Source organism: Halomonas sp. CKK8, assembly GCF_029625235.1.
GTDB classification, from domain to species: domain Bacteria; phylum Pseudomonadota; class Gammaproteobacteria; order Pseudomonadales; family Halomonadaceae; genus Halomonas; species Halomonas ventosae.
In genome coordinates this window covers 300,240-326,667 of record NZ_CP121193.1, presented here as the reverse complement: position 1 = coordinate 326,667, position 26,428 = coordinate 300,240, and the positions used below count along the sequence as shown (strand labels likewise).

The window sequence follows — 26,428 nt, the reverse complement described above, 5'->3', positions numbered from 1 at the left end:
AGGACACCATGAGCGAGACACTGGTCAAGACGTCGCTGGATGACAGCATCTACACCATCACCCTGGCGCGCCCCCAGAAGCGCAACGCCGTCAGCGACCGCTTGCTGGCGGCCCTGGAGGAGGCGCTGGTGGCCACCCCGGACGGCACCCGGGTGATCATCCTCGCCGCCGAGGGCAAACATTTCTGTGCCGGCCTGGACCTCTCCGAGCACCAGCATCGCGAACCCTTCGGGGTGATGCAGCACTCACGTAACTGGCACCGCATCTTCGACCGCCTGCAGAACGGCGGCATCCCGGTGGTCGCGGCGATGCAGGGTGCGGTGATCGGCGGTGGCCTGGAGCTTGCCAGCGCCACCCATGTGCGCGTCGCCGAGCCGAACACGATCTACCAGTTGCCCGAGGGCCGTCACGGCATCTTCGTCGGCGGTGGCGCCTCGGTACGGGTGGCCAACCTGATCGGTCCCGACCGCATGTGCGAGATGATGCTCACCGGGCGGATCATCGAGGCCGAGGAGGGCCAGCGCCTGGGGCTATCGCACTATGTGGTCAACGAGGGAGAGAGCCTCGACAAGGCCCGCCAGTTGGCCGAGCGCATCGCCGAGAACGCCCCCATGGCCAACTGGGCGATGGTCTCTGCCATCTCGCGGATCGACGACATGTCCAGCGAGGACGGACTGTTCGTCGAGTCGTTGACCGCCGCCCTGACCCAGACCAGCCCCGAGGTCGTCGCCCGTATCGGCGAGTTTCTGGAGCGCAAGGGCCAGGGCCCGCGGCGCTGATCTGCCACTCACAAGGAGCACTTGCCATGAAATTCCAGGACAACACCTTCATCATCACCGGCGGCGCCTCCGGCCTGGGCGAGGCCACGGTGCGCGAACTGCACGGCGCCGGCGCCCGGGTAGTGATCGCCGACCTCAATGCCGAACGCGGCGAGGCCCTGGCCGCCGAGCTGAATACACAGGGCTCGGGTGAGCGCGCCGCCTTCCAGCGCACCAACGTCACCGACGAGACCGACGCCCAGGCCGCGGTGGACCTTGCCGTGTCGCGCTTCGGCGGCCTGCAGGGGCTGGTCAACTGCGCCGGCATCGGCGACCCCGCCAAGGTACTGGGCAAGCAGGGGCCGCAGCCGCTGGCCACCTTCTCGCGGGCGGTTCAGATCAACCTGATCGGCACCTTCAACATGATCCGCCTGGCCAGCGCCGCCATGTCCGAGGGCGAGCCCCAGGCCGACGGCGAGCGCGGCGTGATCGTCAACACCGCCTCGGTGGCCGCCTTCGATGGCCAGATCGGCCAGGCCGGCTATGCCGCGTCCAAGGGCGGCATCGTCGCCATGACGCTGCCCATCGCCCGCGAGCTGGCGCGCCACGGCATCCGCGTGATGACCATCGCCCCGGGGCTCTTCCAGACACCGCTGATGGAGACGCTGCCCGAGGAGGTCCAGCAGTCGCTGGCCGCGTCGATCCCCTTCCCCAATCGCCTGGGCCGGCCCGACGAGTTCGCGCGCCTGGCCTGCCAGATCGTCGACAACGTGATGATGAATGGCGAGACCATTCGACTCGACGGCGCGATTCGCATGGCACCGCGCTAAGCCGCCCACTCTCCGTTTGAGGATGCCCCATGATCGATTACCAGGCGCCATTGCGCGACATGCAGTTCATTCTCGGCGAGCTCGCCGGCCTCGATGATGTGGCCGCGCTGCCCGACTGCGAGGACGCTTCCCCCGACCTGGTGGCGGCCATCCTCGAGGAGGCCGGCAAGTTCGCCAGTGGGGTGATGGCCCCGACCAACCACCAGGGCGACCTGGAGGGATGCCGCCTGGAGGGCGAGCGGGTTATCGTCCCCCAAGCCTGGCAGGCCACCTACGACCAGTTCCGCGAGGCGGGCTGGCTGGGGCTGTCGCTGCCGCCGGAGTTCGGCGGCCAGGGCCTGCCCAAGCTGGTCTCCACCCCGGTGTGGGAGATGTGGTTCTCCAGCAACATGGCCTTCACCATGCTGCCGCAGCTCAACGTCGGCCAGGCCGAGGCCCTGCTGATCGCCGCCAATGAGGAGCAAAAGGCCACCTGGCTTGCAAAGATCGTCAGCGGCGAATGGGCGGCCACCATGAACCTCACCGAGCCCCAGGCCGGCTCGGACCTGGCTGCCACTCGCATGCGCGCCGAACCCGCCGAGGACGGCGCCTACCGCCTCTTCGGGCAGAAGATCTACATCTCCTACGGCGAGCACGAGCTCACGCCCAACATCGTGCACCTGGTGCTGGCCCGGCTGCCCGATGCCCCCGAGGGGGTCAAGGGCCTGTCGCTGTTCCTGGTGCCCAAGTACCGCCTGGATGCGGACGGAAATCCCGGCGAGAAGAATGACGTACGCTGCATCTCTATCGAGCACAAGATGGGCATCCACGGCAGCCCTACCTGCACGCTGAGCTTCGGTGACACCGAGGGCGCCGTCGGCTACCTGATCGGCGAGCCCCACCAGGGCCTCAAGACCATGTTCATCATGATGAACGAGGCCCGTTTCGGGGTCGGCGTGCAGGGCGTGGCGCTGGGTGAGCGGGCCTACCAGTCGGCGCTGGACTACGCCCGGGAGCGCGTTCAGGGCCGCAATATCGTCAGCGGCGAGGCGGGACAGCCGATCCTTTACCACCCGGACGTCAAGCGCATGCTGGTGGGCATGCGCGCGCGGCTGCTGGCCATGCGTACCTTCCTCTACTCCGCCGCCGGCTGGTTCGACATCGCCCACCACCACCCGGACGCCGAGGTGGCCGACAAGCACCGCCGCTTCGTCGACCTCTTGATGCCGGTGGCCAAGGGCTGGTGCACCGAGGTCGGCAACGAGCTGTGCGACGAGGCCATTCAGGTGTTTGGCGGCATGGGCTTCGTCGAGGAGACCGGTGTCGCCCAGCTGTTCCGCGACGCCCGCATCATCACCATCTACGAGGGCACCACCGGCATCCAGGCCAACGACCTGCTGGGCCGCAAGATCCTGCGCGAGAAGGGCGCGACGCTGCGCGAACTGCTGGACGACATGCGCGCCATTGCCCGAGCGGCCCGAGAGGACTCGCGCCTGGCGGAGTTGGCAGAGGGCCTGGAGGAAATGCTCGAGGGGCTGGCCGCGACCACCGACTGGCTACTCGCCCAGGGCAAGGAGCAGACCGCCGCCCTCTACGGCGGTGCGGTCCCCCTGCTCTATCAGCTGGGCACGGTCGTCGGCGGCTGGCAGCTGGTGCGCGCCGCCCAGGCCGCACAACGCCAGCGCGATGCCGGCGAAGGCGACCCCGACTACCTGGACAGCGTCATCGCCCTCGCCCGCTTCTATATGGCCAGCGTGGCGCCTGAAGCGGCGTCCCACGCCCGAGCCGTGCGTGACGGTGGCCGGGTGCTGGCCCACTTCCCCGAGGCCGGGCTCTGAGCCACCTTTTCCCCCTTCACAGGAGACGCCCATGAAAGTCCTCGTCGCGGTCAAACGCGTCATCGATTACAACGTCAAGATCCGGGTCAAGCCGGACAATAGCGACGTCGACCTGACCAACGTCAAGATGGCCATGAACCCCTTCTGCGAGATCGCCGTGGAAGAGGCGGTGCGCCTGAAGGAAAAGGGCGTGGCCACCGAGGTGGTCGCCGTGACCGTCGGCCCCAAGGCCGCCCAGGAGCAGCTGCGTACCGCCCTGGCGCTGGGCGCCGACCGCGCCATCCACGTCGAGACCGACGAGCGCGTCGAGTCGCTGGGGGCCGCCAAGGCGCTGGCCAAGCTGGTCGAGGAGGAGCAGCCGGGTCTGGTGATCCTCGGCAAGCAGGCCATCGACACCGACAACAACCAGACCGGCCAGATGCTCGCCGCCCTGACCGGGCTGCCCCAGGGCACCTTCGCCTCGGAGGTCGTCATCGACAACGACAAGGCCCAGGTGACCCGCGAGATCGACGGCGGCCTGCAGACCATCGAGCTTTCGCTGCCGGCAATCGTGACGACGGATTTGCGCCTCAACGAGCCGCGCTACGCCAAGCTGCCCGACATCATGAAGGCCAAGAAGAAGCCGATGGACGTCAAGACCCCGGCGGAGCTCGGCATCGAGGTGGCCTCGAAGGTCAAGCTGCTCAAGGTCGAGCCGCCGGCCGAGCGCCAGGGCGGCGTCAAGGTGGGCTCGGTGGACGAGCTGGTCGACAAACTCAAGAACGAGGCGAAGGTGATTTCATGAGCATTCTGGTTCTGGCCGAACATCACGACGGCGCCCTGGCCGGCGCCACCGCCCATGTGGTCGCCGCGGCCAAGGCCATCGGCGGCGATATGGATGTGCTGGTGGCAGGTGAGGGTGTCTCCGCCATCGCCGAGGCCGCGGCCAAGCTCGACGGCGTCAGCCGGGTCCGCGTGGCCGACAACGCCGCCTACGCCCACCTGCTCGCCGAGCCCACCGCGGCGCTGATCGCAGAACTCGCCGCCGACTACAGTCACGTGCTGGCGGTGGCCTCCACCACCGGCAAGAACGTGCTGCCGCGGGTCGCCGCGCTCAAGGACGTGGCGCAGATCTCCGAGGTCACCGCCGTCGAGTCCGCGGATACCTTCAAGCGCCCGATCTACGCCGGCAACGCCATCGCCACGGTGCAGAGCGAGGACGCGCTGAAGGTGATCACCGTGCGCACCACCGGCTTCGATGCCGTGGGCGAGGGGGGGAGCGCCAGCGTGGAGGCCGTGGACGTCGTCGCCGACAACACCCAGTCCACCTTTATCAAGGAGGCGCTGGCCCAGTCCGACCGCCCCGAACTGGGCGCCGCCAAGGTGGTGATCTCCGGTGGCCGCGGCATGGGCAACGGCGACAACTTCAAGCTCCTCGACGGCATCGCCGACAAGCTGGGCGCGGCCATCGGTGCCTCCCGCGCCGCGGTGGACGCCGGCTTCGTGCCCAACGACATGCAGGTGGGCCAGACCGGCAAGATCGTCGCCCCGGACCTCTATATCGCCGTGGGCATCTCGGGTGCCATCCAGCACCTGGCCGGCATGAAGGACTCCAAGGTGATCGTCGCCATCAACAAGGACGAGGAGGCGCCGATCTTTCAGGTGGCCGATTACGGCCTGGTGGCGGATCTCTTCGAGGCCCTGCCGGAGCTCGATAGCAAGCTGTGAGGAAGGTCGGGGTCTTCCAGGTCGCGCTCTCGACAGTCAGCGGCCTGGTGGCGGATCTCTTCCAGACCCTGCCGGAGCTCGAGAGCAAGGTGTAACGCCGATCTTTATCGGGTCGCCCTCACCTCTCTCCATTTAGATGTCCCGGTTGTCGGTTTATCCAAGGTGGCGGTCAAGGGAATTCCCTTGACCGCCATTTCCATATTGACAGGAGGTAGGACATGACAGAACAAGTCGAACGCGAATCCATGGAATTCGATGTCGTCATCGTCGGCGCGGGCCCTTCCGGGCTGGCCTCGGCGTGCCGGCTGATGCAGCAGGCGAGCGAGGCGCAACAGGAGCTTTCCGTGTGCGTGGTGGAGAAGGGCTCCGAGGTCGGCGCCCATATCCTCTCCGGTGCCATCTTCGAACCCCGCGCCCTGCAGGAGCTGTTCCCCGACTGGGAGGAGCGTGGCGCACCGCTGACCACCCCGGCCAGCCGCGACGAGGTCTACCTGTTCAAGGACGCCGAGAAGGGCCAGAAGCTGCCCAACGCCCTGGTGCCCCCCTCCATGCACAACACCGGCGGGGACATGCCCCGCTACGTGATCAGCGCCGGCAACCTGTGCCGCTGGCTGGCCGAGCAGGCCGAGGGGCTGGGCGTGGAGATCTTCCCGGGCTTCGCCGCCCAGGAGGCGATCGTCGAGGAGGGCGTGGTCAAGGGCATCCTGATCGGCGACATGGGCGTGGGCGCCGATGGTCAGCCCAAGGACGGCCATATGCCGGGCATGGAGCTGCGGGCGAAGTACACCCTGTTCGCCGAGGGCGCCCGGGGGCATATCGGCAAGCGCCTGATCGAGGAGTATCGCCTCGACGCGGGTAAGGACCCGCAGCACTACGGCATCGGCCTCAAGGAGCTGTGGGACGTGCCCGCCGAGAAGCACGAGCCCGGCCTGGTGCTGCACGGCTCCGGCTGGCCGCTGGACAAGCACACCCATGGCGGCTGGTTCCTCTACCACGGCGACAACCAGCAGGTGGTGGTGGGCCTGATCATGGACCTCTCCTACCAGAATCCCTGGCTCTCGCCCTTCGACGAGTTCCAGCGCATGAAGCACCACCCGGTGCTGGCCAAGCACCTCGAGGGCGGCAAGCGGGTCGCCTACGGCGCCCGGGCCATCGCCAAGGGCGGGCTGAACTGCCTGCCGAAGATGACCTTCCCCGGGGGCCTGCTGATCGGCTGCGACGCCGGCACCCTCAACTTCGCCAAGATCAAGGGCCTGCACACCGCCATGAAGTCCGGCCTGGTGGCCGCCGAGGCGGTCTTCGAGGCGCTAAACGATCGTGAAGCAAGCGCCGCAGGCGATGAAGGGGGCCAGGAACTCACCGCCTTCACCGAGAAGTGGGAGGCGAGCTGGGCCTATGCCGAGCTCAAGAAGAGCTCAAGCTTCGGCCCGGCGATCCACAAGTATGGCACCGTCATGGGCGGCGCCTACAACTTCGCCGACCAGCTGTTGCGGGGCAAGCTGCCCACCGTCCACGACACCACCCCGGACCACGCGGCGCTCAAGCCGGCCAGCGAGTTCGAGAAGATCGACTACCCCAGGCCCGACGGCAAGCTCTCCTTCGACAAGCCCTCCTCGGTATTCCTCTCCAACACCAACCACGAGGAGGACCAGCCCTGTCACCTGAAGCTGGCCGACCCGGAGCTGCCGATCCGCGACAACCTGCCGGAGTACGCCGAGCCGGCAAGCCGCTACTGCCCGGCCGGGGTCTACGAGGTGGTCGAGGATGACGCAGGAAACCCCAAGTTCCAGATCAACTTCCAGAACTGCGTGCACTGCAAGACCTGCGATATCAAGGACCCGGCCCAGAACATCACCTGGGTGGCGCCGGAGGGCGGCGGCGGGCCGAACTATCCGAATATGTAGAACATGGGCCAACTCATTGGTTGGTTCTTCGTCGTAGCAGGGTGATGAACCGTCGCGAGATTCTCAGAGCCTATCCTTGCCGACAGCTTGCGCGGGAGATGCCAGCCCCCTCCTGCGCGAGCTGATCAGTCCCACATAGGCCGCAAGCGACACGAGCCCCCCTAGTGCGATGGCGATGGCCATGGTACGTGAGGTACCGTCGTGGAACTGGCCGACCAGGGCGCCGCCCAGGGCGGCGATGGTCATCTGCAGGAAGCCGAACAGCGACGACGCCGAGCCGGCGCACTGTGGGTTGGGTGCCAGGGCGCCGGCCATGCTCTGCGGCATCACGATGCCGAAGCCGAACAGGAACAGGATATGCGGGCCGATCACGGCCAATGGTTGGTGAATGCCGCCTATTGCGAGGAGCGCCATGGTGGTGCCGGCCAGAGCACACAGCATTGTGGCCAGCATCAGCAGGCGGTCGCGTCCCAGCCGGTGGCTGTAGCGGCCGCTGAACAATGTGCCGGAGAAGAACCCCAACACGATGAAGATGAAGCCGGAGCCGTATTGGAACGGCGATAGTCCCATGTACTCGATCAGCACGAAGGAGGAGCCAGAGAGGAAGGCGAAGAGGCCGGCGAAGCCGCTGGCGTTGATCAGGGTGTAGCCGACGAAGCGGCGCTGGGTCAGCAGCATGCGGTAGTTGGCCAGTATCACTCTGGGGGCCACTGACTGCCGGCGCTCCGGAGACAGCGGTTCCGGCATCAGCAGCGCCAGGATCAGCAGCATGATGGCGGCATATACCGCCAGCAGCAGGAAGACCGACTCCCAGCCGAAGAACAGCAGCAGCCCCGCTCCCACTACTGGAGCCAAGGCAGGGGCCATCGCCATGGTGCTGGCCATGTAGGAGAGGACGCGGCCGGCCTCCACCGGGCCGTAGATGTCGCGCACCGCGGCGCGCCCCAGAACCGGGCCGGTGGCACCCCCGAAGGCCTGCAGAAAGCGACCGGCCAGCAGCCATTCAATGCTGGGGGCGAAGGCGCACAGCAGACTGGCGGCCAGAAAGAGGGTAAAGCCGGCGATCATCACCGGGCGCCTCCCGAAGCGATCGGAGATCGGTCCGCAGAATAGCTGCGCCATGGCAAACCCCGCCATGTAGAGGCTCAGTGTCAGCTGAATCTGGTCGGGCCCAGTGGAAAGGGCTTCTGCCATGACCGGCATTGCTGGCAGGTACATGTCGGTAGCCAGGGGCCCCAGGGCCGTCAGTGCGGCCAGGACGATGATGGTGGCAGGGGAAGTCAGCCCGAGCACTCGGTCCTCCTTGATCTTGTTATGTTTGGCAACATGAAAGCGAGCACGGTACTGCGTCATGCCGTATACCGTGCCCGCTTCGTCGGGTAAGCCGAGAGATCAAACTCGCAGCGTTCGGCGCTGTGAACCTATGGTGCCAGGAAAATGTTCACAACGTTCAGATCGCCATGGCAGAAATCACAAGTTTCCTTATACATACATCCCGCCATTGACGTTCAGGGTCTGACCATTCACGTAGGCGGCATCGTCGGAGGCCAGGAAAGCCACCACACCGGCCACCTCCTCCGGCTGGCCACCGCGGCCCTGGGGCACTCGCCCGATCAGCTTGTCGCGGATCTTTTCGGGAATCTGCGCGGTCATCTCGGACTCGATAAAGCCGGGTGACACGGCGTTGATCAACACCCCCTTGCGCGCGAGCTCCTTGCTCAGGCTCTTGACGAAGCCGATGACTCCCGCCTTGGCGGCCGAGTAGTTGGCCTGGCCGAAGTTCCCCTCGTTGCCGGAGAGCGAACTGATGCAGATGACCCGTCCCGACTGCTGCTCCACCATGTGACGTGCGGCTTCCTGGGTGCAGATGAACATCGAGGTCAGGTTGACATCGAGCACCGTGCGCCACTGCTCATCGGTCATCTTGAAGAACGAAGCATCTCGCGTAATACCGGCATTGTTGACCAGGATATCCAGTCGCCCGAATCGCTCTTTGACGCGTTGCATCACCTCGGCGACCTGCTGCCGGCTGGTGACATCACAAGCTTCCGCCACAGCCTCATGGCCATCCTGAACGAGTCCCGCTGCCGCATGCTCGGCGTCCTCGCCATTGATGTCCACGATCACCACCCGGGCACCATCCTCCGCCAGGCGTCTGGCCATGGCCGCCCCCAGGCCGCGTCCCGCACCAGTCACCACAGCTACGCGTTCAAGTAACTTCATAGACTCACCTCAACGACCAAAGGGGGTGCAAATCGGCTCTGCGTCACGCCACCACAATCCATTTATCACTTTAGCATTAGCTTAACGTGCATTACCCAGCATAAAAAGGCGAATCATCGAACGTCTTACCGGTCGGTGACTCGCCTTTAAACGATCAAAAAAAGGGTGATGATTTACCCAAATTTCATCCTATCAGAACTTATACATGGCCATCAGTTCGACTTGCTGACCACCGGGACGCAGCGGCATTGTCCCTGAATTACGATCTCGCCACTCAATACCGAAGTCGAGGCCAGGCAGATACGTATAGATCAGGTTAATATTCGTGAACTGAAGCGTATCGTCCTCGACCGTCGCCGCCACCTCATCGGCCTTCACCTGCCCATAGCGAATGTTGGCACGAAGGCTCTTTGTGAATCGGTGGCTGACACCAGCGATCAAGCCTGTGGTGCTGACCAGCTCACCGGACGCATCAACCTCACCTCTTCTCTCAAAGGAAGAGTCGGGGGCCGGAGCTGCCGCGCCGTTATAGCCCCACCCGGAATACACATTGTTGCCCTCCCCCGTATAGCCACTCAGGGCAAGCGCGGTATCACCAAAGTTCAGCTTACCGGCCAGGGAGACAGCAGCCCCAAACTCTGAATCATCGAGACCCGTTTGCACTTCGCGACCGGTAGCAGCAACATTGAACGCATGCCCGGCCTCGGTACGGTATGTGTAAGACGCCACTAAGTCAGGCATGTCGGCATCACTGTAGATCGGGTCCTGGAAGGTAAATCGAAAACCACCGGGCGTATAATGCAGGACAAGATCCGGCCGGACGACGGCCCCACTTCCGGCGACGCTACCGATCCCCGTTCCATAGAAGTCCAGAATTTCGACATCGAATGGCGCATTGGCGAAGAACTGACCGTTCCACGTCTGGCCAAGCGTCAGGTTGTCGACCTTTATGAAGGCATGACGCAAACGCATGGCGTAACTGCTGTCGGCTGTGTCGGTGGCATTATCCCAGAAGTCCCCCTCCACGAAGGCCGTCACATCGTGGCCCTCTACCGTGCTATCGACCTCGAAATTGAGCCGCGACTGGCGAGCACTTCCATCAAAGGAGCGATCCCCACCGTCAGGATCATTAAAAATGCCCTCCGCCTTGACGTAGCCACCGACGCTGAAGGTCGTACCGTCGACTTCTGCGACCTCAAAAGCATGAAGCTGCGAGGACATGGAGGCCATGGCTACGGCAAGTGCGAGTTTGTTCTTGAGTTGCATCTTTTCTTTTCTCCGTACTGTTGTGTTTTGAAAGGCTCCATCCCAGAAGCCATGTCAAGGGGTAGCCCCTTGTAGTACTTGCGTTCCCTTGCCAAGGGCAGGCACCCCGGCCTGCCCACTGCTCGTAGGCACCCGCTGAATCACCCCACCTTGACGATCAGCGCCGCCGCAGAGTCACCTGCGGCACAGCCGGTAATCAGGGCATAGCCACCTCCCTTGAGGGCGGTCTCCTCGATCGCCTCGATCAGCAGTCGTCCCAGGGTCGGCCCCTGGGGATGGCCAAACACCAGCGAGGTGCCGTAGTTGTTGAACTGGCCAGCATCGAGGCCCATCGCCTTGGCCAAGTGCAGGTCATTGACGATGAACGGGCTGTGGTTCTTGATAGTGGTGATCTGGTCGATGCTCAGGCCCGCCTGGTCGAGGGCACGCTGAGCCGCCGAGGCCGGCGCCATCGGCATATGGGCTGGCTTGGTACGCGCGTGGCCGTAGGACAGCACCTGCACCACCAGGCCAGCATCGGTGCTCAGCTCGGCCGCCCGCTCGCGAGTGGTGACGATGATCCCGGCATTACCATCCGCCGGATGGGTCTGGGAGCCGAAGGTATGGATACCCTCGGGCTGCACGGTACGCAGCTTGGCCAGCCCTTCGGCCGTGGTCTGTGTCACGCCCTCATCGGCCTCGACCAACCTGGTTTCCTTGCGTGAAACCGGGACCTCGACCGGGAACATGTAGCGCTTCTGAAAGGCCCGCTCATCGACCAGGGCGTCGGCATACTGCTCGTAGCGCCGCAGGGTCAGCTCATCGGCCTGCTCACGGGTGAAGCCATGCTCGCGCGCGACGTTCTCGGCCGTGGTCAACATGTCCTTGCCGGTAGCCGGGTCGGCGGCGATGTTGTCCATGTTCCAGTTCTCGGCGATCACCTCACCCCCGGGCCCCATCGGGTTGGGCCAGATGGTATGGGGGGCATTGGATGTGCGGTCGGAAAGCAGGCAGTAGGTGGTCTCGAAGCTGCCGGTCTCGACGGCTGACGCCGCATTGAACACCGCGGTGGTCGAGGTGGCGCAGGCCTGGGTCACGTTTTGCCCGGGAATTCCCTCCGCCCCGATGAGTGACGCCGCCCAGGGCGCCCCATAGAAGATGGCCTTCTGGCCCACCGATACGCCGAGGTAGAGGTAGCCGAACAAGGCGGGATCAATATCCCGGCTGGCCAGCCAGCGCTTGCTGGTCGCCGCCCCCAGCTCGATCGAATTGGTGTTGGCGAAACTTCCCTGCCACTTGCAGAAGGGACTGCTGTAATAGCCGCCATAGGGGATAAAGGCATTCTTGAACATTGTTGACTCCTGTTTTGTCGGCCGGGTGTCGCTCGCCAGGGATTGAGGCGAGCGGCGAGTCAGGGGTTACCTGTCCAGCAGGGTGTCACGCAGCCCACCCCACTGCTCCTTGAACAGTTCCGTGGGCATTTCCTTGAGATCCGGCGAGACCTTCGGAGTGAACTCCATCGCACTGAAGATATCGCGCTGGATATCGATGCCGGGGGCGACCTCAGTAAGGGTGATCTCGCCATCGATCAGCTCGAACACGCAGCGTTCGGTGACATACAGCACCGGCTTGCCGACCTGCTGGGCATAACGCCCACTGAAGGTGATCTGGTCGACGCGCTCGACAAACTTCTGGCGGCTGCCTTCCTCGCGGATATTGATCCTGTTATCGACAATCTCGATCTTGCTGCCGTTGGTGAAGGTGCCGCAGAACACCACCTTGCGCGCATTCTGGCTGATATTGATGAAGCCGCCGGGCCCCACCACCTTCTTGCCGAACTTGCTGACGTTGAGATTGCCTTCATGGTCGGTTTGAGCCAGCCCCAGGAAGCAGACGTCCAGGCCGCCGCCGTCGTAGAAGTCGAACTGGTAGCCGTGGTCGATGATCGCTTCGGCGTTGTAGGCCGTGGCGAAGTCACCACCACTGGCCGGCACACCACCGTAGGTGCCCAGCTCGGTGGTCAGGGTCATCAGATCACTGACCCCCTCCTCCGCCGCCACGCTGGCGACACCCTCGGGCATGCCGATGCCCAGGTTGACCACTCCACCCGGCACCAGCTCCATGGCCGCCCGGCGGGCGATCACCTTGCGGGGATCCAGCGGCATTGGCTTGATGCCGCCGAGCGGCATCTTGAGGTCGCCCGAGAGGGCCGGGTTGAAGTAGGTCGCCATGGTCTGGGTATGGTTCTCGGGTTTGGCCACCACCACGTAGTCGACCAGGTCGGCCGGGATCTTGACCTTCTGCGGGTGCAGGGTGCCGGCACAGGCCAGGTACTCCACCTGGGCGATGACGATGCCACCGCTGTTCCTGGCCGCCTGGGCCATCGACAGCTGCTCGAGGAAGATCGCTTCCCGCTCGAGGGTCAGGTTGCCCCTCTCATCCGCGGTGGTCGCTCGAATCACCGCCACATTCACCGGGAAGGTGCGATACATCAGCCACTCTTCATCTTCCAGCTCGATGAGCTTGACCAGGTCCTCGGTGGTGACGGTGTTGGCCTTGGCCCCCTCCAGGCGGGGGTCGACGAAGGTGCCCAGGCCGACCTTGCTGATTACCCCCGGGGTCTTGCCGGCGATGTGCCGCCAGAGGTGCGCCATCACGCCCTGCGGCAACAGGTAGGCCTCGATCTTGTTTTCGAGGACCAACTCTCCCATCCGCGGGGCCTGGCCGGTGTGGCCACTGACCAGGCGCTTGACCAGGCCCTCATGGCCCAGATGGCTCATGCCCTTGTCCTTGCCATCGCCACATCCGCAGCTATGTGCCACGGTCAGGTTGCGAGGCGCGCCCGTTTCCAGGAACCGGGTTTCGAGGGCCGCCGCCACCTCCTCTGCGAACCCGGCCAGGCCCGCTGTGGACCAGACCACCGTATCATCATGCTTGATGTGCCCTACCGCGGTATGGACATCTACTACCTTGCTCACAATGCTTACCCCATCATTATCTGTCGGCGTTCTGGATACGCCGTTCAGGGCCGGCAGGTCCCGCAACCCTAGCGACAGCAGGAACCGTTCAAGTCATCAGTACTGTGACTTTATCGGGGGTACCTACACGATCAGCCCATCTCGCAGCGATATCTTCTCGATCGGAAAACCCAGTCGGCACTACGCCTGCTTGTGATGCCCAAAGGCATTACCAGCATCAACTTCCAGTAAGAAACAGCACGATCTGCGGAAAGAAGGTCACCAGTGCGACCACGACGATATCCGCCACCAGGAAGGTCGTAACCCCCTTGAAGATATCCATCAAGGAGGCGTACTGACCCGCCACGCCCTTGATGACAAAGATATTCATGCCTACCGGCGGTGTGATCATGCCGATCTCGAGTAGTTTGACCAGCAACACCCCGAACCAGATGAGGCTGACATCGTAGAGCTCGAACACCGGCAGCAGCACCGGCAGAGTCACCAGCATGGCGCCGAAGGGTTCCATGAACAGCCCGAGGAAGAGATAGATCACCACCACAACCAGCATCAGCTGGAGGTAGCTCGGGTCCCAGCCGGTCACCGCACTGGTGATATAGCCCGCCAGGCCGCTCAGACTGAGAAACAGGGTGAACATGCTCGCCCCCACCCCGATGATCAGCAGTGCCGAGGTGGTCGAGAGCGTCTCGAGCAGCGCGGCCTTCATCACCTTGCCATTCAGCCGGCGCAGGACCAGCCCGATTAGTATCGCGCCGGCCGCTCCCACGGCCCCGGCTTCGGTGGCCGTGAAGAAGCCTGAAAACAGCCCACCAAAGACCAGGAAGCCCAGCACCAGAACTGGCCAGATCTCTACCAGTGCCTCTTTGGCGCCGATATCACGTGTATCAACCGCCTGGCGAGGCACGATGTCCGGGCGACGCCAGCTGACCAGCAGAATCACGATGCTATAGCTGATCGCGGTCAGCAGGCCGATGGTAATCCCCCCGAGGAAGACTTGGGTGATCGACACCTGGGCAAAGACCCCGTACACGATCATGAGTATGCTCGGCGGAATCAGCGCCCCGATGGTGCCTCCCGCGGCGATGGTGCCGCAGGCAAAGCTGGGCTTGTAACCACCACTGACCATCTCGGGAATGGCAATGCGTCCCATGGCAGCAGCACAGGCCACGCTCGAGCCACTGACTGCGGCGAACCCCGAACTGGCAAAGATGCTCGAGATCGCCACACCACCCGGCAACCAACGAAAGACCACCTTGGCCGCATTGAACAGGCCACTGGTGAGCCCTGTATGGAAGCAGACGAAACCCATCAGCAGAAACATCGGCACGGCGCTGAGGGTCCACTTGGCGATGAATTCGTAGGGCGTCGACGACAGCATGCCGATGGCAGTGTTCCAGCCGAACATCACGCTGATGCCAACCATCGAGACGGTGATCAGCGACAACGCCACGGGGACGCGTAATGCCAGCAACGCCAGGAGTGCCGCGAGCCCGTAGAAACCGATTTCAACAGACATGGAGTTACCCTTCTTGCGAGTCGGCGGGATAGGCCGTGCCGCTGGCCAGCAGCGGAAGGCGAATGAGACAGACGATAGCGGCCAAGCCGAACGCCAGTGGCAACACGAAGTAGGTGGGCCAGACTGGCATGGGGAAGTTCAGCGACATGACATAGGAGCCGATCTGGAACTGCTCCATGGCCTTCCCCCAGGTCGCGACCATCAAGACGCCGTAGACTCCTGCCGAAAGCAGTGAGACCAGCACATCGGAGGCCCGAATCAGCATGGGGCTCATCAGGCTTTCCAGGGCCTCGACGGCAATCATCTCCTTGCGCCACTCCACCCAGGCCAGGGGAAGCAGGGCCAGGGTGATCAGGTAGTAGCGGGTGACCATCTCCAGCGTGGCCGGGACCGATGTAGACAGCGTGGAGCGTAGGATGACATCCAGCGTCACGTGCACCACCATCAGCAGGATGGAGATGGTGCCGAGCAACCCCAGCCCCATGGATACATGGTTTACCAGACGATATAACCAGGCCATGAAATAACCTCCTGACTCGAGGAAAAAGCCCGGGACCACCGCGGTGGCCCCGGGAAGCAGCAAGTTCAGGTGCCGTAGCTGGTGAAGTCCACCTGGTCCCAGACTTCTCGGTTGATGGCGTCGGCAACGGCCTGGGGATCTTCACCGATTTCCTCGATGATGCCGTTCCACTTCTCGACCAGCTCTTGGAAGCGCTCGAGCTTGGCGGTCGCATCGCTGACGCCGTAGCGGCTTTCGGCCTGCTCGGCGGCATAGACCAGATCCTCTTTGGCGAAACGAGCCGTCGCTTCGTGCAGCGACTCATCGGCCTCGAGGATCTCGATACCGCTATCCTTCGCGACCTGCTCTGCTTCAGCCGGCATCTCGTAGGCCCAGCGCTGGGTCGCCAGCGCGCTGGCCCGGGTCGAGGCACGAGCGATGGCCTCGCGATCCTCCGGCGACAGCGAACTCCAGACCTGTTGTCCGGTGGCGTGTGAAATCGTGCTGTGGAAGGTACCCAGCCCGATATAGGTCAGGTAGTCGATGGCATCCTCGAGGCGGAACGAGATGATATCGGCCGAGGAGGCGATCGAGCCCTCGATCACACCCTGGGACAGCGCCTCGAAGGTCTCGCCGACCGGAGTACTGGCCGGCGTGCCGCCCATGGCTTCCAGCCAGCGGGAGTACTGTGGGCCGCCTACGCGCAGGCGCATGCCCTGCAGGTCCTCGACGGTGGTCACCGGCTTGTTCGTCAGCAGGTGATAGACATCGGTCGTGTGGGTGCTGGTATAGACGATGCCCAGCTGATTGAGCTCGGCCTGGCAGTCGTCACAGGTGGCGATGTACTCGGTCACGGCGCCGTTCATGGCGAAGGAGTTCGTCCCCAGCAGCGCCATATCGCCGATCAGGTTGAAGTTGGGCAGGTCCGCGGGAAAGTAGGCCGGCAGCAGCAGGCCGGCTTCCACCAGGCCACTGCGCAACGCCGTGCGCATGTTGCCCAGCGAGGCAATCTCGGTCCCCATGATCTTTCCACTGAGGCGGCCCTCGGACTCTTCTTCCAGGGCGGTCACGAACTCGGTATACAGGGGGGTATGCGCCGGGTGAGCCGGGGGAACCCCGGGTGCCAGGCGCAGGTCACGGGCATGCGCGGTCTGGGCCATCACGCCCCCGGCCATGGCCACCACGGCCAGGCCCTTCACTACTGATTTGATCTTCATCATGGCACTCGCTTCATTGATCTTGTTGGTGATGCACTCCCGACAGCAATGAGGGTATTCCTTGGGGGAGCCCCATTCTGCTTCGATGGCGCTGCCATACCAGTCATGTCCCTTTGCTCTCGGCGTCCGTTCACGACCACATCGCAGCCGATGCCCGCGGGCATACAGAAAGGCACTTTCGGCCCACCCGCTTTGCCGTCACCATATGGAGCACCCCTCGCTGTATCGCCTCACCCCTGGGGCTGACGCCGCTCCCGGAGTGGGCAGGCTCTTATGGCTAATACCAGTGCTGAAAAGAGCTGGCTGCTAGAGGCATGGGGAACTCCAGTGCAGCGGCATGCATTATAGTTCCTTTCCGCCACCCGCCCGAAACCCGACTTTAGTCTCAATGGGAGGAGCAGGAGGTGTTCTGGTGGGGGCAAGCCGAGCTTGCTTGGTCGGAAAGCCGCCAAATGGCGACATCTCCGTCTATCAGCCTGGTAAGAGGAGGCCTGGCGTCCTCAGCCCTGGCCTGGAAGGTCGATGGGAGGCCGACAGGACGCGAAGAGTTAGAGGGATATTGCTCACCGGCTAACGTGCATTATAATGCTTATATCATACCGATTCAGGGTGAGGGATGACGAGAGAGTCCCCCCGCGCCGTGAACAGGCACCTGTTGCCAGACGCCATCGAGGGCTTTCATGGAACCAGAAGAAAAGGGCGCCAGCGACGCCGAAGAGGCCCAGCCCAGCTTCGCCTTATCCATCGGCGCGCGTGTGCGTGCCTATCGCGCTCGTCGCGGTATTGCACGCAAACACCTCTCGGCTCAATCGGGTATCTCGGAGCGCTACCTGGCCCAGATCGAGACCGGCAAGGCCAATATCTCGATCGAGCTACTGCAGCGGCTGGCCCAGGCCATGGTCGTGCCGCTCCACGGGCTGCTGCCTGCCTCCGACCAGCAGACGCTTCCTTCCTCGCTCAACGACCTGCTGCAACGCCTTTCCCCTGCCCAGCTCGAGGAGGCCTACCAGCTGCTTGCGGAACACTTCGCCCCCCCTCGTACCCGGCAGTCCGGTATCGCCTTGATCGGCATCCGGTTTGTCGGCAAGACGACGCTCGGCGAGTTGCTGGCGGCTGAACTTGACCTGCCCTTCATCCGCCTCAGCCAGATCATCGAGGCGCAGGGCGGCATGAAGGTAGGCGAAGTCCTGGAACTGGGGGGGCAGCGTACCTATCGTCGCCTGGAGCGCCAGGCCCTGGAGCATGTGGTCGAAACCTACCCGCAGTCGATATTAGAGGTAGGTGGTGGGTTGGTCACCGAACCCGAGACCTTCCAGAGATTGCTCAGCCGCTTCTACACGGTCTGGTTGAAGGCCTCTCCCGACGAGTTGATGCACCGACTGATGGCAGCAGGTGACATGCGGCCCCTGGAGGGCAACAACTTTAAGATGGCCAAGGAAGACCTCACCCGGATCCTGACGGAGCGCGACGCCGAGTATCGCCAGGCCGACCACATCCTCGAGACTACAGGGCGGACCGTCGAGGAGTGCTTCCAGGAGTTGGCCAGCCTCAGTCGCTCCGTGATGGCGCCACGCGTTGCCGTGGCGGCACCCAAGTACAGCGGTTGACACCCTGTTTCCGACAGGGTGAGCCCCCTCTTCCCAGGCACCGACCCATCGGCCCCCTTGCTCGAGCCTGACCGTCGCTGGCGTCAAGCCAGCACGGTCAGGTATGCCACAAAAAAGGGGTGGACCAGCACCCGCAGATGCCGGTCCACCCCTCCTTATCGCGGGTGAAGCGCGATTACCTCAGTCTCGGCTCGGCTCCACCATGAAGCGGGAGAAGAAGGCGTCGAGTTCATCGAAGCCATCGAGCGGGAGCACCAGGGAGACATACTGGTCCGGGCGTACCACCACCAGCGCGCCGGTGCCGCGGTCGATGCCCCGCAGGTCGAAGATGTCCTGGTCGGTACCCAGCACCGGCGCGTGGGCCTTCTGGTAGTCCTGCAGGCCGAGGGCTCCCTTGTGCGGCTTGAGCAGATCGTGCATCTCGGCCCAGTCCACCTCGAGGTGCGACTGCTGGATGATGCCGTGGACATCGAAAATCGCGTCCGGATCGGCCCCCTGCGGGGTGAAGCGGCGGATCGGCGAGACGTCGCTGGCCAGGTAGTCCATCAGGGCGCTGAAGCGTGAGCCCGGGCTTCGCGGGTCGACCATGTCGGCGAAGGCGTAGAGCCGCCAGCGGCCATCGGCGCGATGGACGTGGCCCAGGTGGACCTGCTTGGCATCGCCGAGTCGGATCACCTCGGCCGAGTGGAAGCGGCGCCCGGGCGGGAAGCCGGTGGCCAGGTGCAGGTGGCGATCGTCGCCGGTAAGCAGGTCCGGCGTGTAGTGGGTGGCGAAGCCCGCGGTGAACTCGCTGTTGGTGACGAACTGGCGCTGCACCTCGGCCAGCCCCTTCATCGCGGCCTGGGGGTCGTCGGCGTCCTGGGCGGCACCGATCGCCCGCGACCAGCGGGTATCCATCTCGATGAGGTTCTCGGCGATGACGTGACGCTCGGCGTTGTAGGTGTGCAAGAGGCTTTCCGGGCTGCGTCCCTCGAGCACCGAGATCAGCTTCCAGCCGAGGTTGAAGGTGTCCTGCATCGACACGTTCATGCCCTGGCCGGCCTTGGCGGTATGGGTGTGGCAGGCATCGCCGGCGATGAAGACCCGCGGCGTGCGGCTTTCCAGCTGGTCATCATCGACATCATCGAACTTGTCGGTGACCCGGTGGCCGACGCGGTAGACAGAGAACCAGGCGGTCTCCTTGACCTCGAACGTGTAGGGCGCCAGCACCGCCTGGGCCTTCTCCAGCACCTGCTCCTTGGTCAGCCAAGCGTCAGGGGCGATGTTGCCCATGTCGACGTAGAGGCGAACCATGTAGCCGCCCTCGCGGGGAATCAGCAGGATGTTGCCCGCCTCGGCGGACTGGATGGTGCACTTGAAGCGGATGTCCGGGAAGTCGGTCACCGCCAGCACGTCCATCACGCCCCATGCCTTGTCCTCGCCATGGCCCTGAGGCACACGACCGATGGACTCGCGCACCACGCTGTGCGCGCCGTCGCAGCCGACCACGTACCTGGCGCGGACGCTCTTCTCACCGTCCGGCGAGTTGAGCCGCACCGTGACCCGCTCGTCGGGCCCCTCGGGCACCTCCACCTCGAGGGTCTCATGGCGGTAGTCGACCTGCAGGCGGCTGGGGGAGTTGTGCATGTACTCCAGCAGGAAGTCGAGCAGGCGGGCCTGGTTGACGATCACGTGGGGGAACTCGGAGAGGCCGTCACGCACGTCCTGCACGCGGCCGAGCCGGGCGATCCGCGACTTGTCCTCGGGGGCCGGTCCCCAGAAGTGGGTCTCGTTGATCCAGTAGGCCTCGGTGGTCATCCGCTCGGCCAGGCCGAAGGCCTCGAACATCTCGACCGTGCGGCAGGCGACACCGTCGGCACGTCCCACCTCGAGGGGCCCGTCGGCCTTCTCCACCACGCGGGTGACGATCTCCGGGAAGGTCGAGAGCTGGGCGGCCAGCAGCAGACCGGCCGGGCCGGTGCCGACGATCAGCACGTCCACCTCCTCAGGCAGCGGCCCCTGCGCCTCGCTGCGTCCTTCGGCCAGGGGCTGGATCCGCGGGTCGCCACTGCGGTAACCGTCGAGGAAGTACTGCATCTGTTCGCTCCATCCCGCTTGTCACGGGTCATTGTTGATAAGCCATCAGGGGGTGGGTCCGCTGCGGCAATCCGCCACGGCAATAGTAATCAGTATTGTGATCATTATCGCGACGAACAATACGACTTTCCGCCAATACCCGGCGCCCTGTGCCGTCTTCTAGGCGGCTCACTGCGACCTCGACACCCTGGTGGGACTCTTGCCCACGCCGGCCCAGCGGTCCTGTCACGGGCTGACCGAACGGGTCTGTCTGGCGATCATCTTCAACCCCTGGCTGGTCAGCGTCTTCCGCTAGCCCCGCCCGGCCCCGGGATCGCCATCGGATGCCCGGGCCCGTGCACTCTGCTAAGTTAGTCCACCATGCCGGGCCGACTGCCTGCCCGGCCAGCCACCCGCCCTCGAGATGACGAGACGATGACCGGAATTCCGCTTACCCAGGCCAGTGTGCTGCCCGGCAACCTGCTTCGGCGCTGCCACCAGATCAGCGTCGCGATCTTCCTGCGCAAGTGCGAGGCCTACCACCTGACCCAGCTGCAGTACATCCTCCTCTGTGCGCTCGAGGAGAAGGGGGCGATCGACCAGATCACCCTGGGCGGCCATACGGCGCTGGATCGCAATACCGTGGCCGTGGTGGTGCGCAAGCTGGAGGAGCGCGGCCTGGTGACCCGGCACCGCAACCCCGAGGATCGCCGCTCCATGCTGGTTACCCTGACCGCGGAGGGCGAACGTCTTCGCCACGACGCCGAGCCGCAGGTGGCCGAGGTGCAGGAGGAGATCCTCGCCCCCCTGAGCGAGGAGGAGCGGGAGACTCTGTGCCGGCTGCTGACTCGCGTCGCCGACGAGAACAATCACCTGAGTCGCGTGCCGGTGCGCCAGGCGGGGTAAGCCCACCGGGAGATGCCAGGCTGGCGTGGCACACGAAAATGCGGCGGGCCAAAGGGCCCGCCGCATTTTCGTGCTGGCAAGGCGGGGCCCTCACATCTGGCAGTCGCCGTCCGGCGCCTCCAGCTGTTCATGGGCGACGTCGACGACCTCGTGCCTGCCGTCCTGGATTTCGCGCAGGTAGATGTTCTGGATAGGGTGGTGGGACGCCGAGAAGCGCAGCGGTCCCCGCGGGCTCTGCAGCTCCACCTCGGCCAGCGCCTGGATCAGGGCGTCGCGGTCCGCGGTGTCACCTCCCACCGCCTCGAGAGCCTGGGCCAGCATGGCGCCGGTATCGAAGCCATGCACCGCATAGGCGTCGGGCGTTTCGCCGTAGGCCGCTTCATAGGCCGAGACAAAGGCCCGGTTCTCGTCGCTGTCCAGCGTCTCGGCATAGTGCAGGGTGGTCAGCACCCCCTCCCCGGCGTCACCCAGTGCCGCGAGATTGCCCTCGGTCATGAAGCCCGAGCCCAGCAGCGGGATGCTCTCCTTGAGGCCGGCGGCGGCGTAGTCGCGCACGAAGCTCACACCGCCGCCGCCGGCGAAGAAGGTGTAGACGGCATCCGGCTTGAGGCTGGCGATCTGCGTCAGGTAGCTCTGGAACTCGGTGCTCGGGAAGGGCACCAGGATCTGCTCGACGATCTCGCCGCCCTCCTCGCTGAAGGCGTTCTCGAAGGCGGCCAGGTCCTCCTTGCCACCGGCGTAGTCCCAGGTGATGGTCACCACCCGGCGGTGGCCGCGCGCGAAGGCCACCTTGCCCATGGGATAGCTGTCCTGCCACATGTTGTGGGAGGTACGAAAGACATTGGGCATGCACAGCTGGTTGGTGGCCGCTTCCAGGCCGGCATTGGGGATGATGGTGATGGCGCCGGTCTGCCTGGCGACCCGCAGCATGCCCATGGCGACGCCGGAATGCACCGGGCCGATGACGACGTCGACACCATCGCCCTTGACCAGGCGGCTCATGTTCTGGGGCGCCTTGGAGGGATTGGCCTCAGAGTCGAGTTCCACGTACTCGACGTCGCGGCCGCCGATCTGGCCGCCGTTCTGCTCGATGGCGAGCTTCAGGCCATTGGTGATGGCCTCGCCCAGGGCCGCATAGGTGCCGGTATAGGGCAGCATCAGGCCGAGCGTCACGGGCTCGACATCCTCGGCCAGGGCTGACTGCCCGGCCAGCAGCAGGCCGGCCCCCAGCAGTGAGGTCATGAGCGTATTGCGGGTCTTCATCATGGTGCCTTCGTCTCTCGTCGGGAGTGTTGTCGTTATGGGGGTATCTCGCTGCCTACAGGGCCGTTCAGGCCCGCCGTGCTTCCGGCACTCTCGAGCCGGCATGCTCCTCCCAGCCCAGCCGGCGGCGTGCCTCGGCCACGTCGTCCTGCGGGTGGTGGTGCCACAGCCAGTCGTAGCGGGTCTCCAGGTTCTCGATCAGCCGGGTTTCATCGGCACCGATGCCGACACCGGCGAACTCGTACACCTCTCCTGCCTCATGGGAGGTGCGCTGCACCTTGCAGGTACGCGTGTGGCGGACCGCCTCGAAGGCCGCCAGCGCCTGCTCGGCGCTGTGCCGGTCGCAGGCCGCATCGCTCAGCAGGCCGGCCAGCACGTAGGCATCCTCCAGCGCCTGGCCGGCGCCCGCGCCCTGGTGGGGCACCATGGCATGGGCGGCATCGCCCACGACCAGCACCCGGCCGCGACGGTAGCGCGGCAGCTCGGGAAGCTCGTGCAGGACCCAGCGCGTGGGCTCGGGGATGCACGCCAGGATGGCCTGGGTGGCCGCCCCCCAGCCGTCGAAGACGCCTTGCATCTCCTCCTGGGTCACGGCATTGACCCACGCCTCGCCCTCGGGCAGTCGGGGAGCCGGGGTGGAGCGGTCGGTGAAGAAGGCCACCACGTTGACCAGCTCGGACTGCTTCACCGGGAATGTCAGGAGGTGGCGGTCCGGCCCCAGGTACATCTGCGGCACTCGCGCCAGGTGCGTGTCGGCGCCTCTGGCTTCCATGGCGGCCTCGAGCTGCGCGGTGGGAATCATGCCGCGATAGGCGTAGGTGCCGCTCCAGAAGGGGCCGAGGCCCTCATGCTGCTCAGGCGGCAGCACATGGTCACGCACCGCCGACTTGATGCCGTCGAAGCCGATCAGGATATCGCCGGTGAAGGTGCTGCCGTCGGCGAAGTGCGCGGTGGCGCCCTCGCCATCCTGCTCGACCGCCACGCAGCGCTTGCCGAAGCGGGCGATTCCCTCGGGCAGGTTCTCGACGATCGCCTCCAGGAAGTCGGCCCGGTGGACCGAGGACTGGCCGCAGCCGGGTGCCAGGGTGGCGGTCAGGTAGGCGTCGTCATGCCAGCGGCGCCATTCGAACCAGACATCCTCGAAGGGCGCGGGAGAGGCGTCGGCGATGCGCCGGTAGGAGGCCTCCAGGCCGAGCAGCGTGATCGCCCGGACTGCATTGGGCCCGAAGGAGACGCCGGCGCCGATTTCCGAGAACTGCTCCGCGGCCTCGAACAACCGTACCTCGAGGCCCGGTGCGCGCGAGAGGGCAACGGCCAGGGCAACGCCGCCGATGCCACCGCCGACGATGCCGATGAAAAGGCGCGTGTCGTGGTTGTCGGATACCATGTGTGTCTCCAGCCAGGGGGTGTCGTGGGGGTTGCCTCACGCTATGCCCCGGGCCGGACAGCGGCCACACAGCCGCCTTCATTCACCGCATAAGCGACGCGAATAAGCAGATGGATCAATCACTTGCCAGTCTCCCCGGGCAGCAGCATAGACCTTTGTCCCATGCCGCGCGACGCGGCCTGCCCGCGCGCCGGGGGCACGGAAAGCGCCCATGATCCGGCTCTCGGAGATCGACACGAACTTGCTGGTGGTCTTCGACCTGCTCTACCAGGAGCAGAACACCCAGCGGGTGGCCCTGCGCCTGGGCATTACCCAGCCGGCGGTGAGCCATGCCCTGAAACGGCTACGCAAGCTGCTGGGCGACGAGCTCTTCGAGCGCACCTCGCGGGGCCTGATGCCGACGCCGCTGGCCAGCCGGCTGCACCCGCCGGTGGCCCAGGCCCTGGCCCATCTGCAGGAAGCCCTCAACCGGCCGGACGACTTCGATCCCGCCGTCAGCGAGCGCACCTTCAACATCGCCATGACCGACATCGGCGAGATCGTCTTCCTGCCCCGCCTGCTGCAGCGCCTGGCCGAGCAGGCGCCCGGCATCCGGCTGAGCACCGTACGCAGCCAGAACGAGGACCTTAAGCGGGAGATGGAGGATGGCCGGATCGACCTGGCGGTTGGCCTGATCCCCCAACTCGGCGCTGGCTTCTACCAGCAGGGACTCTTCGTTCAGCGCTATGTCTGCCTGATGCGCCGCGACCACCCCCTGGCGAGCGGCGACTTCGGCCTGGACCCCTTCGTCGCGGCCCGCCATGCCGTGGTGGTGGCCCGCGGCACCGGGCACGGCATCGTCGAGGAGTCGCTGGCCAGGGCCGGGGTCACCCGGCCGGTCCGCCTCGAGCTGCCCCACTTCGCCGCCGTGCCCTATATCATCAGCGATACCGACCTGGTGGTGACGGTCACCGACAAGTTGGCCGAGGTGACCCGCCAGCGCTTCGCGCTGACGATGCGCGAGCATCCCCTGCCCTTCCCCGAGATCCCCATCAAGGTCTTCTGGCACCGCCGCTTCCATCAGGATGCCGGCAATCGCTGGCTGCGCAGCCTGCTGTTCGAGATGTTCGTGGAATAGCAGGACGGCTGAAGCGCCAACCAGATAGCACTCCTGCCGCAAAGGGGACAGCCAGACTATTGCGGTTTCGCCCAAGCTGCCCGACTGCTGTGGACGGCGCTCTTGTGGGTGATCTTCCAGGTGCCGCCAAGCTTGAGTAGCGCCAGCACATCCACCCAAGAGTCGGCCAACTCTTCCGTGTTGTCGAAGCCGAGCAGTACGCTGGCGACTTGGCCGGCCTGGGTCACCTGAATGACGCGCCCCCTGACCGGCCTGCGGCTGGCTGCCCAACGCTCGAAACGGTCGCTGACCAGGCCTTTGCCAAGCTCCCCTTCCGCATCGATGGCAAAAATCCAGGCGTCCTCATGGAAGGCTTCCTCAAGCTTGTTGATGCCCCCTTGAAAGCCATCCACATACAGCTGAACGACGCGGACGATCTCATCGTAGTCAGGGGTGGTCTCAGCAGACATTGCAGTGTTCAAGGCGTCTCTCCTCGTGGTATCCAGAAGGTTTATACGAACACATCGGCCATCATTCCCGCCAGGATCATCGGCAAGATCCTGCTCCGGCTACCCTTAGCAGTCCGCCGGGGTGGCAACCCGATAGGTCACCATGGCTTCCTCCATGGCCTGTTGCAGCGCCTCGATGCGCGAGCCGTGGGCCGGATGGGTGGAGAGGAATTCGGGCGGCTGGCCACCGCCGGCTTCCGCCATGTTGCGCCACAGCGCCACGCTCGCTTGCGGGTCGAAGCCCGCGCGCGACATGATCGCCAGGCCCATCAGGTCAGCCTCCTCCTCGTGGGTGCGGCTGAACGGCAGGCTGATGCCGAGCCGGGCGCCGAGGCCCAGGGCCTGCATCAGTTGCTGCTGGCCCAGCTCACCCTCGCCGAAGAGACCCACCAGCAACAGCACGGCCTTGATGCCGAGCTGCTGGGTGAGGCGCTCATTGCCGTGGTCGGCCAGCACATGCCCCACCTCGTGCCCGATCACCGCCGCCAGCTGGGCCGGGGTCTCGGCCACCCGCAAGAGGCCGGTATGCACGCCGATGCGCCCACCCGGCAGGGCGAAGGCGTTGGGGGACGGGTCCTCGAAGACCACCACCTCCCAGGCCTCGGGCCGGTCGGCGGCCGGGTAGCGCGCCTCGGCGGCGGCTACCACCGCCCGGGCCACGCACTGCACCCGGCGGTTGACGGCCGCGTCGCGTGACACCGGCTGGCGCTGACGCAGCTGGTCGAAGGCATCCCCACCCATCCTGGCCATCAAGGTATCCGGCACCAGGGCCAACTGGGAGCGGCCGGTCGGGGTCTCCTCGCAGCCGGCCAGCAGCACCAGGGACAGCAGGAACGGAATCAAACATAAAAGGCGAAACCGGCAGCGCAGGCGCATCACCTCATCCTTCTCGTCAGTCGTGCCAGGCAGGC

At 65.0% G+C, this 26,428-nt stretch carries 22 protein-coding genes; 9 read left to right on the top strand and 13 right to left on the bottom strand.

Translation table 11 applies throughout. The features are described 5' to 3' along the window. The first annotated feature begins 8 nt into the window (after positions 1-8). From P8934_RS01570 to P8934_RS01545, 6 genes are all read left to right on the top strand, one after another. Positions 9-779, top strand: a complete 771-nt coding sequence (locus P8934_RS01570) for a crotonase/enoyl-CoA hydratase family protein (protein ID WP_278032605.1) — start codon at positions 9-11, stop codon at positions 777-779. A 26-nt stretch (positions 780-805) separates the two neighbouring features. Then, on the top strand, positions 806-1,588 hold the full coding sequence (locus P8934_RS01565; RefSeq protein WP_278032604.1) for a 3-hydroxyacyl-CoA dehydrogenase: 783 nt from the start codon (positions 806-808) through the stop codon (positions 1,586-1,588). 29 nt (positions 1,589-1,617) lie between these two features. Beyond that, a complete protein-coding gene (locus P8934_RS01560) occupies positions 1,618-3,405 on the top strand; it encodes an acyl-CoA dehydrogenase (protein ID WP_278032603.1) in 1,788 nt (595 codons plus the stop codon). A gap of 31 nt (positions 3,406-3,436) precedes the next feature. Further along, the gene (locus P8934_RS01555; RefSeq protein ID WP_278032602.1) at positions 3,437-4,189 is read left to right on the top strand and encodes an electron transfer flavoprotein subunit beta/FixA family protein; all 753 of its coding nucleotides are present in this window, start codon (positions 3,437-3,439) and stop codon (positions 4,187-4,189) included. Continuing rightward, a complete protein-coding gene (locus P8934_RS01550; protein ID WP_278032601.1) occupies positions 4,186-5,112 on the top strand; it encodes an FAD-binding protein in 927 nt (308 codons plus the stop codon). The genes P8934_RS01555 and P8934_RS01550 overlap by 4 nt, the downstream gene beginning before the upstream one ends. Before the next feature lie 218 nt (positions 5,113-5,330). Continuing rightward, on the top strand, positions 5,331-7,016 hold the full coding sequence (locus P8934_RS01545; protein WP_278032600.1) for an electron transfer flavoprotein-ubiquinone oxidoreductase: 1,686 nt from the start codon (positions 5,331-5,333) through the stop codon (positions 7,014-7,016). Between the two features lie 63 nt (positions 7,017-7,079). Here the strand turns inward: P8934_RS01545 and P8934_RS01540 are convergent, their stop codons facing one another. From P8934_RS01540 to P8934_RS01505, 8 genes are all read right to left on the bottom strand, one after another. Beyond that, positions 7,080-8,369, bottom strand: a complete 1,290-nt coding sequence (locus tag P8934_RS01540; RefSeq protein ID WP_278032599.1) for a multidrug effflux MFS transporter — start codon at positions 8,367-8,369, stop codon at positions 7,080-7,082. 129 nt (positions 8,370-8,498) lie between these two features. Continuing rightward, positions 8,499-9,239, bottom strand: coding sequence for a 3-oxoacyl-ACP reductase FabG (gene fabG / locus P8934_RS01535; RefSeq protein ID WP_278032598.1), 741 nt, complete (start codon positions 9,237-9,239; stop codon positions 8,499-8,501). A gap of 192 nt (positions 9,240-9,431) precedes the next feature. Then, positions 9,432-10,505 carry a hypothetical protein gene (locus P8934_RS01530; RefSeq protein WP_278032597.1) on the bottom strand — a complete coding sequence of 358 codons (1,074 nt, stop codon included), beginning with the start codon at positions 10,503-10,505 and terminating at the stop codon, positions 9,432-9,434. Positions 10,506-10,645: 140 nt separating this feature from the next. Next, complete coding sequence (locus P8934_RS01525) at positions 10,646-11,836, bottom strand: thiolase family protein (protein WP_278032596.1); 1,191 nt, start codon at positions 11,834-11,836, stop codon at positions 10,646-10,648. A 66-nt stretch (positions 11,837-11,902) separates the two neighbouring features. Further along, positions 11,903-13,462, bottom strand: coding sequence for an acyl CoA:acetate/3-ketoacid CoA transferase (locus P8934_RS01520; RefSeq protein ID WP_278032595.1), 1,560 nt, complete (start codon positions 13,460-13,462; stop codon positions 11,903-11,905). Between the two features lie 217 nt (positions 13,463-13,679). Continuing rightward, complete coding sequence (locus P8934_RS01515; protein WP_278032594.1) at positions 13,680-14,978, bottom strand: TRAP transporter large permease; 1,299 nt, start codon at positions 14,976-14,978, stop codon at positions 13,680-13,682. 4 nt (positions 14,979-14,982) lie between these two features. Next, positions 14,983-15,498, bottom strand: a complete 516-nt coding sequence (locus P8934_RS01510) for a TRAP transporter small permease (RefSeq protein ID WP_278032593.1) — start codon at positions 15,496-15,498, stop codon at positions 14,983-14,985. A 65-nt stretch (positions 15,499-15,563) separates the two neighbouring features. Then, on the bottom strand, positions 15,564-16,697 hold the full coding sequence (locus tag P8934_RS01505; protein ID WP_278032592.1) for a C4-dicarboxylate TRAP transporter substrate-binding protein: 1,134 nt from the start codon (positions 16,695-16,697) through the stop codon (positions 15,564-15,566). A gap of 677 nt (positions 16,698-17,374) precedes the next feature. Here P8934_RS01505 and P8934_RS01500 point away from each other — a divergent pair. After that, positions 17,375-18,301: a helix-turn-helix transcriptional regulator gene (locus P8934_RS01500; RefSeq protein WP_278032591.1), complete on the top strand. Its 927-nt coding sequence runs from the start codon at positions 17,375-17,377 to the stop codon at positions 18,299-18,301. A 180-nt stretch (positions 18,302-18,481) separates the two neighbouring features. On the opposite strand, the gene P8934_RS01495 is transcribed toward P8934_RS01500, so the two are convergent. Then, complete coding sequence (locus tag P8934_RS01495; RefSeq protein ID WP_278032590.1) at positions 18,482-20,377, bottom strand: FAD-dependent monooxygenase; 1,896 nt, start codon at positions 20,375-20,377, stop codon at positions 18,482-18,484. A gap of 414 nt (positions 20,378-20,791) precedes the next feature. Between P8934_RS01495 and P8934_RS01490 the strand changes: the two genes are divergently transcribed. Next, complete coding sequence (locus tag P8934_RS01490; RefSeq protein ID WP_278032589.1) at positions 20,792-21,262, top strand: MarR family transcriptional regulator; 471 nt, start codon at positions 20,792-20,794, stop codon at positions 21,260-21,262. A gap of 90 nt (positions 21,263-21,352) precedes the next feature. On the opposite strand, the gene P8934_RS01485 is transcribed toward P8934_RS01490, so the two are convergent. After that, complete coding sequence (locus P8934_RS01485) at positions 21,353-22,528, bottom strand: ABC transporter substrate-binding protein (RefSeq protein ID WP_278032588.1); 1,176 nt, start codon at positions 22,526-22,528, stop codon at positions 21,353-21,355. Between the two features lie 64 nt (positions 22,529-22,592). Beyond that, on the bottom strand, positions 22,593-23,912 hold the full coding sequence (salA, locus tag P8934_RS01480) for a salicylate 1-monooxygenase (protein ID WP_278032587.1): 1,320 nt from the start codon (positions 23,910-23,912) through the stop codon (positions 22,593-22,595). A 211-nt stretch (positions 23,913-24,123) separates the two neighbouring features. Between salA and P8934_RS01475 the strand changes: the two genes are divergently transcribed. Continuing rightward, entirely contained in the window at positions 24,124-25,029 is a 906-nt protein-coding gene (locus P8934_RS01475; protein ID WP_278032586.1) for a LysR family transcriptional regulator, read from the top strand. Positions 25,030-25,085: 56 nt separating this feature from the next. On the opposite strand, the gene P8934_RS01470 is transcribed toward P8934_RS01475, so the two are convergent. Both P8934_RS01470 and P8934_RS01465 read right to left on the bottom strand, forming a co-directional pair. After that, on the bottom strand, positions 25,086-25,490 hold the full coding sequence (locus P8934_RS01470; protein WP_278032585.1) for a nuclear transport factor 2 family protein: 405 nt from the start codon (positions 25,488-25,490) through the stop codon (positions 25,086-25,088). Between the two features lie 93 nt (positions 25,491-25,583). Continuing rightward, positions 25,584-26,393 carry a M48 family metallopeptidase gene (locus P8934_RS01465; protein ID WP_278032584.1) on the bottom strand — a complete coding sequence of 270 codons (810 nt, stop codon included), beginning with the start codon at positions 26,391-26,393 and terminating at the stop codon, positions 25,584-25,586. Positions 26,394-26,428: the final 35 nt, after the last annotated feature.